Here is a 7612-nt window from a genome sequence, read left to right as displayed (position 1 = left end):
TGCGGCGGTCCTTCGTGCCGTACTCGATGAAGGTGCCGATCGCGGCATCGACGACGCGGTGGTTGTTCCACCATGCGTAGCGCAGGTCCCGCTCGAGCAGCTGGTGGTTGCCCTCGTCCGACAGCGCCATGAGCAGCGTTGCGTAGCCGTTGCTGATGTGGCGCGACTCGTCGGACTGCACCGAGTGGAACACCGTCGGCAGCAGGTAGTCGCCGTTGGCGGCCGCTTCGGCCGGCATGGCGACGAACAGCGTGTTCGTGAACGCCGTCTCGGCGACGATCGTGAGGTAGATGCTCGCCGCGGTGATCGCGTCACCGGTGATGAAGCCTTCGGCGAACTGCCGGCCGATCGAGCCGCAGTAGTCGTTCTGGAAGTTGCGCAGGCTCGAGTTGAAGCCGGCCGGGTCGATGTAGTTGTTCATGTAGAGGCGCTTGAGGTTCTGCTGGATCGTCGAGTGCCTCACCTCGTCGATCATCTGGATGGCCTGCCCGTTGTGCAGCTCCGGGTTCGGCACCGTGTTGAACAGCAGGGGCATCGCCCGTGCGGCCGAGATCTCCGGCAACGGAATGATCGACAGGAACAGCTTCTGCCACTCCAGCCAGCGCTCCTGGACCTGCCGGAACATGTTGCCCCGGATCGCCCCGTCCTCAGCGCCGTAGACGCGGTGGTCCTTCTCCTCCTGCATGGGGAAATAGGACCGCAGGACCTGCTTGAGCGGGTCCTTCTTCTTCGCCTTCTGGAACGTGTAGTCGGTGCCGTACTGCGATACCGGCGTGTGGTACCGCGGCTCCCATGCCAATTCCTGAATCTTCTCGTGGGCCTTGGCCATACTTTGTCGACTCATTGCCACCCCTCCGCGTGATCTGGGCCTTCATCGTCCATAAGACTCGCTGCCGGGCCGCTCGAAGGTCTCAAAATGAGACACCGGGCCCGCTCGCCCGCCCTCAGCCCTCCTCGAACACGACGGCTCTGATCTCTTCCAGGTGCGCGCGCACGTCCTCCATGACCTGACGGTTCCCCTCGGCGGCCGGTTCGATCCCGAGCGCGGACAGCAGGGCCCTGGCCGGCGGACCTGGGTCGCCGCTCTCGCCGAGCACCGGGTGCAGTCCCTCATCGGCGAGGTGGGTGAAGACCAGGTTGACGACGGTCCACGGGTTGTAGGTCTCGACATCTTCAGCACCCATCGCGGCAACTCCGTCCATCTGGCGTCCGCGAACGATCTCTCCGCGCTCGCCAGTGTGGCCCCATTCGCCACCGGTGTCGGAGACAATCTCAGGTCCGCCGCCGGCAACATGTCTCATTTTGAGACACCGTCCCTTTCCCGGCTCGGCGTGTCGAGAAAGGGCAGATGTCCGGCAATGTGGCGATGGCGGACGGCGTTCTGCGACCACCGGTCGCCGCCATCTCAAAATGAGACACCGCAAATCCAGCATGTGGACCACATTGACGGTGCGCGGACAGCGAAAGTAAGAGCAGCGCCAGACATTGGTCGCCGGCACTCCGTTTCGCCGAGCCGGTCGGGTGGGGTCTGTCGCACATGGGTCGGCCAGGACGGGGGAGCCGCCCTCATGCGCATCCGTGCGTCACTCGCAAGGGAGTTGCCATGTCGTCCAGTACAGACACCACCGCCGATCACCCCACGCCGCATACCAACGGCGCGGCCAAGCATGCGTCGGACCAGGTCGAGGCCCCGGAGGCCGGGCAGGTAGCGGCCGCACCCGCTCCTTCCACGGCGTTCTTCGGGGGGAACCCGGCCGCCGTTGGGGTGCCGGTCTTCGTCGCCGGGTCGGTCGCCCTGGCACTCACGTTGATCAACTACGTCCCACAGCTTGGCGCCGCGATTCCGATCATCTTCGCCGCGACCGGGCTCGGTCTCCTTCTGAGCACCGTCTGGGCGGCGTCATTGGGTCAGACCGCCGTGGCCAGCATCTTCGGCATCTTCGCCGGCTTCTGGCTCAGCTATGCCGCGCTCGTCCTCGGCCTGACGCACAACTGGTTCGGCATCCTGCTGAGGAACATCGTCCACACGACGGCTATGTTCCTCATCGTCTGGCTGGTGATACTGGGGCTGCTCACCCTGGGAACGCTGCGGTTGCCGTTGGCATTCACTGCGCTGTTCGTCGTGATCGACGCAGCCCTCGCGGTCCTCATCGTGGCGACGATCAACGGTGACGCGACACTGACCAAGGTCGCCGGCTACCTGACCTTCGCCTTCGCCGCAGTCGGTGCGTGGATATTCCTCGGTGTCATCGACACGGCATCGGGCGGACGGGGCATACCACTCGGTCGGCCGGTCATCCACTGATCTGAGGTTCACCGACGGCCGGGCCGCATGGGGCGGCCCGGTCTTCGGATGCTGGGCGACGGTCAGGCCGGCGGGACGACGATGCCGTACTCATGGATCTTCCGGTAGATCGTCGCCCGCGACATTCCGAGCGCCCGCGCCGCCTGGACCTTGTTCCCGTTCGCGTCCGCGAGGCTCTGCACGACGGCGTCGCGCTCCAGCGACTCCAGCCCACTGAGCAGCCGCCGGCTGACGGTCTGGGTCTCCGGGGGGAGGTCGGCAGGCGCGATCATGCCGACCCGCCGGTGCTGGATCACGCCGTGCAGCACCTGGTGGACCTGCTCGATGTTGCCCGGCCAGGACGCGCGCATCAGCACCCGCATCGCCTCCGGTGAGCAGGCGACCTTGCCGCCATGGCCCAGGCGTGCGAGGAAGAACGGCACCAGCTGCTGCAGGTCGTCGATGTGCATCCGCAGTGGCGGGACCTCCACCGAGCTCGGGAAATGCCGCAACAGGCTTTCGAGATCGCTGCTTCCGCTGGAGTGCGTCATCGTGACAGCCACCCAGGGCCGACCCGCCGGGTCGGCCGTGCCCGCGGTCTGAAGCGCGGCCGCGAGCGCCCTCAGCGTGGCGCCGTCGAGTTCGTCGACGTGCTGCAGGACGACGCTGCCGGCGTTCTCGAGCAAGGTGGCGCGGACCGTCGTCATCCAGTGCGGAGCGGAACCCGCGTCGGCGGCGTCGAGGACGGTGAAGCGGGCAGTCGGCTGCCGCCGCAGCTGCACCGCACGGAGCAGGGCGAGCTTGCCGGTACCGGGCTCACCCTCCACGGTCAGCCATTCCCCGGCCCGGAACGCGGTCTCGACCTCGTGACAGGCGCGCAGCCACAGCGGAGCGTGGCCCACGAGCCCGGGCAGCGGCGCCCGCGGTGCGGCGGCACCGGTCGACGACTCGGTGGACTCGCCCAGCTTGACGTGCACGACCACCCCGGCGAACTGGTTGCCCACCCGGATCTTGTTGTAGTAGAGCTGCGCCGCCGCACCGGTAGGCAGTCGGAGACCGGACGACCAGCGGGTGGCCCGCCCGACCTCCTCGCCGCCGGGCTGGTTGGCCTGCGCGGCCTGCGCGAGCAGCGCAGCCTGGTCGGCCGGATCGAGTACGGCACGGGCGTGGTCGTTCAGCATCACGGCATCGCTGGTCAGGGCGAACACGATCCCGGCCATTCGACGACATGTGCGGCGATAGGCCTGGAAGAGCCCCATCTCATTCATTCCGGAGTCGTCGAGCAGGGCCTGCTCGATCTGCACCGCCGTCGACCTGGCCAGTGTCACCAGCAACGGTTCGGCGTCCTTGCGCCAGCAGGTGAGGTCGATCGCGCCGAGGGTTCGCCCCGTCATCGGGTGCCGGATCGGGACCCCGGCGCACGCGAGCCCTTCGAGGTGTTCGGCGTAATGCTCATGGCCGAACACATGGGTCGCCGTACCGGCCTCCAAGGCCGTCCCGATCCCGTTGGTTCCGACGAACTGCTCGTTGTAGCTGAAGCCGCGCGCGAGCTGCACCCGGTCCAGATGTCGTTCGAGGTCGGAGTCGGCAGTCCGCCGGCTGAGAACCACGCCGGACGGGTCGGTCAGGATGATGCTGACCGGCTGGCCGTCGAGCTGCTCAAGGAGTCGGCGGAGCACCGGCTCGGCGCTGCGGGTGAGTTCGGTGTCCAGTTCGGGGTCGCGCAGATAGGGCAGCTCGATCTTGTCGGCCGCCACGCTCAGGTCGCGCGACCGGCGCCACGACGCCAGGATGGCGGGCCGGACGCGATTCGGCTCGGTCGGCTCGGCGGTCAGGAAACGGACCCTGGTCGCTGCCAGGTCGTCCGCCTTGCTCATGCGGCACCTCGTCGTGCACTCGGCGTCATGGAGACCACCACCTTCTTCGCCACATCCTCCGCCGCCCCGTTGCTGCGGAGATGGTTCCCAATGAACGCGTCTATCAGTGAACGCATACAACAGCGAGCGGCGTGTCGCGCACTTTCACGATAGACGGCCGCCGCGCGCGTTGTCGTTGAACTACACGTGAACGTTCATCTGGTCAATCCCCCATCCCGGGCGACGACGGTGGTGGCGGTATCCGTGGGCGGTCCCGGGGAGAAGGCGGGCAAACAGGGCGCCGATGGTGTCTGGTGGTGACAGGTGGACGCGGACCTCATCCGCCGTCCTTCCGGTGACGTGACCGGTTAGCCAGCCGCCAACCGGCGTCGGTGCGTTCGACCAGGTCCTGCAGGTGCAGGGCCGGCAGCACCCGGAGCACCTCCGCCACCGGGATCCCGGCCGAGACCGCGATCCGCTCCGGTGTCGCGCCACGGCGCGCCGGCACCCCGTCGAGCACCCGCCGGGCGACCGGATCCGCGACGTCGCGCGGGTCGGGCTCGGACCACGGCCGATCGGCAAGATCGGTACCGATCGCCCCGACCTCCTCGAAGACGTCAGCCGCCCGCGTGACCAGCCGGGCGGCACGATCCCGGATCAGGTGATGCGTGCCCACCGACATCGCCGAGGTGACCGGCCCCGGGACCGCCATCAACGACCGCCCGAGGTTCTCGACGTGGCGGGCGGTCGCCGCGGTCCCGCTGCGGGCGGCCGCCTCGACCACGACCGTCCCCACCGCGACCGCGGCGATCAGCCGGTTGCGGACGAGGAAGCGGTGACGTTGCGGTGCGGACCCCACCGGCCACTCGCTGACCAGCAGTCCCCCCGCCTCGACGATGCGGTCGAAAAGAGACCGATGACCGGTCGGATAGGGCGCGTCGAGGCCTCCGGCGAGGATCGCGACGGTGGGTCCGCCGGCGGACAGCGCGCCCCGATGGGCCGCGCCGTCGATCCCGTAGGCGCCGCCCGACACGATCGTCCAGCCACGCTCGGCGACGGCGTAAGCCAGTTCGCCGGCGAAGTGCAGGCCGTAGCCGGTGGCCGCCCGTGCCCCGATGATCGACACGCAGCGGTCGACGACGCGGTCCAACCGCGCCTCACCCCGCACCCACAGCGCCACCGGCGGGGCGAGGTCGACCTGGCCACCACGCGCGGTCGCCACCTCGAGGGGATGCACCGCGGAGGCCGGCCACTCGTCGTCGCCGGGGACGACCAGGCGAATCCCGTATTCGCCCGCGCGGGAGACGTCGGACTCGACCCGGTCCTCGGCCCGGCGGGCGTCGGCGAGACGCAGCACGTCGGGGGGCACCTCGCCGCCGCGGATCCGTCGTACCGCGGCCACCGGCCCGAACTCGGCCAGCAGCCGGTACAGCGCGATGCTCCCGGGCTCGATCGTCCGGCTCAGCCAGGCCCGGGCCCAACGCTCCGGGGTGAGTTCCGCGGCGGTCGTCGAGGTCATGCCGCGACCTCGCCCAGCCGGAAGCCGACGGCTTCGGTCACGTCGCCCGAGTCGGGCATCGCCCGGCCGGCCAGGTCGGCGATGGTCCACGCCGCCCGGAGCACCCGATCGAACCCGCGGGCACTCAGGGCGCCGCGATCGAGGGCGCGGGTCGCCTCGGTCAGGGCCCGGGCGGGAGGACGCCACCGGCTCCGCATCACCGGGCCGGGTACCTCGGCATTGGTCTTCCACCGGGTCGACCGCAGCCGCTCGGCGGCGGTGGCCCGCGCGGACGCCACCCGGGCCGCGACGACGGCGCTCGGCTCGGCGGGCACCGCCTCGTCGAGCAGGGCTGCCCGCGCGACGGGGAACAGGACGACCCGCAGATCCACCCGGTCGAGCAACGGGCCGGACAGCCGCGCGAGATAGCGCCGCCGTACGGCCGACGGGCAGCGGCACGCCGCATCGCCCGCGGCCGAAGCGCATGGACACGGGTTGGCCGCCATGACCAGTTGGAACCGGGCCGGGAAGCGGAACGACCCGCCGGCCCGGGCGATCGACAGCTCGCCCCGCTCCATCGGTTCGCGCAGCGCATCAAGCGCCCCAGCCGCGAACTCCGGGGCCTCGTCGAGGAACAACACGCCCCGGTGGGCGCAGGAGACGGCGCCCGGGCGCGGCACCCCGGATCCGCCGCCGGCGAGGGCGGCGACACTGGCCGTGTGATGCGGCGCCTGGAACGGCGGCAGGCAGACCAGTGGCGCATCGGCCGGCAGGATCCCGGCAACCGAGTGCACCGCCGTGACCTCGAGCGCCGCGTCGGTGTCGAGTGCCGGCAGGATGCCGGGCAGGCGCTCGGCGAGCATCGTCTTCCCCGCACCGGGTGGTCCGGTCAGAAACAGGTGATGACCGCCGGCGGCGGCGATCTCCAGCGCCCGACGTCCGGCCGCCTGACCGAGGACGTCGGCCAGGTCCGGCCCCGACGCGACCGGCGGTGGCTGTCGCGGTTCGGCGACCCGTACGTCGCAGGGCTCACCCCGCAGATGGCGCACCAGATCGGCCAGCGTCGGCGCCGCACACACGGCGATATCCGGCACCAGCGCCGCCTCGGCGAGGTTGTCGACCGGGACGACGACGCGAGCCAGGCCGGCCCGAGCCGCGGTGAGCACCGCCGGAAGCACCCCGCGGACCGCGCGCACCTTGCCGTCGAGGGCGAGTTCGCCGAGGACGACCAGGTCGGCCAGCGCCGCCCGCGGAACTGTGCCGGCCGCAGCAAGCACCGCAGCGGCGAGGGCGAGGTCGAATCTGCTGCCGTGCTTGCGCAGATCGGCCGGGGACAACGCCAGCGTGATCCGCCGGGACGGCCACGTCTCACCGCTGTTGACGATCGCGGCCCGGATCCGATCGCGGGACTCGGCCAGGGCGGCGTCGGGCAGCCCGACCAACGACACTCCGGGAAGCCCGTCGGACAGGTCGGCCTCGATGTCGACCAGATGACCCTGGACACCGAGCAGGGCGACCGAGTGGGTACGGGCCAGAGCCATCAGAACGCTCCGCGCAGATGACGCACGGCGGCCGCCCCGCGCGGCCGCCGGAGCACGGTGATGACGTCGAAGCGCACCTCCGGCCAGCGCGAGTCGTGCGCAGCCATCCAGCGCACGGCGAGCCGGCGGATCCGGGCCGCCTTCACCCCGACCACGGCCTCGGCCGGGTCGCCGTAGGCCAGACTGGACCGCGTCTTCACCTCGCAGATCACCAGTACGTCGCCGTCGGCGGCGACGAGGTCGAGCTCCCCCTCGGAACACCGCCAATTGCGATCGAGCAAAACGCAACCCGCGTCCTGCAGATGACGTGCCGCCACCTTTTCGCCGTACGCGCCCACAGCATCCTTCGCCCGCATCGGCCGTCCCTTCTCCGGTGCGGACAGCCTGCCCGGGTGCAGAGCGGTGCAGGGGTGACCGGCCGGACCTGTGGATC

7 protein-coding genes are annotated in these 7612 nt (G+C 70.3%); 1 reads left to right on the top strand and 6 read right to left on the bottom strand.

Annotated elements, in window-relative coordinates; translation table 11 throughout:
* Positions 1-844 (bottom strand): methane monooxygenase (locus VGH85_02095; protein HEY2172580.1); only part of this gene is annotated, 844 nt, incomplete at its 3' end.
* A 100-nt stretch (positions 845-944) separates the two neighbouring features.
* Complete coding sequence (locus VGH85_02090) at positions 945-1184, bottom strand: hypothetical protein (protein ID HEY2172579.1); 240 nt, start codon at positions 1182-1184, stop codon at positions 945-947.
* 419 nt (positions 1185-1603) lie between these two features.
* Here VGH85_02090 and VGH85_02085 point away from each other — a divergent pair, with 419 nt between their 5' ends.
* Positions 1604-2305: a GPR1/FUN34/YaaH family transporter gene (locus VGH85_02085; protein HEY2172578.1), complete on the top strand. Its 702-nt coding sequence runs from the start codon at positions 1604-1606 to the stop codon at positions 2303-2305.
* 62 nt (positions 2306-2367) lie between these two features.
* On the opposite strand, the gene VGH85_02080 is transcribed toward VGH85_02085, so the two are convergent.
* From VGH85_02080 to VGH85_02065, 4 genes are all read right to left on the bottom strand, one after another.
* Positions 2368-4161, bottom strand: coding sequence for a GAF domain-containing protein (locus tag VGH85_02080; protein HEY2172577.1), 1794 nt, complete (start codon positions 4159-4161; stop codon positions 2368-2370).
* Positions 4162-4477: 316 nt separating this feature from the next.
* On the bottom strand, positions 4478-5659 hold the full coding sequence (dprA, locus tag VGH85_02075; protein ID HEY2172576.1) for a DNA-processing protein DprA: 1182 nt from the start codon (positions 5657-5659) through the stop codon (positions 4478-4480).
* Entirely contained in the window at positions 5656-7179 is a 1524-nt protein-coding gene (locus VGH85_02070; GenBank protein HEY2172575.1) for a YifB family Mg chelatase-like AAA ATPase, read from the bottom strand. Before VGH85_02070 ends, dprA begins: the two co-directional genes overlap by 4 nt.
* Positions 7179-7535 (bottom strand): YraN family protein, encoded by a 357-nt coding sequence (locus VGH85_02065; GenBank protein HEY2172574.1) that lies wholly within the window; start codon positions 7533-7535, stop codon positions 7179-7181. The genes VGH85_02070 and VGH85_02065 overlap by 1 nt, the downstream gene beginning before the upstream one ends.
* Between the last annotated feature and the right edge of the window lie 77 nt (positions 7536-7612).

Source organism: Mycobacteriales bacterium (assembly GCA_036497565.1).
In the GTDB taxonomy this organism is placed as follows: Bacteria; Actinomycetota; Actinomycetes; order Mycobacteriales; family QHCD01; genus DASXJE01.
The sequence above is the reverse complement of the archived record's forward strand: the minus strand, read 5'-3'. Positions and strand labels throughout refer to the sequence as shown.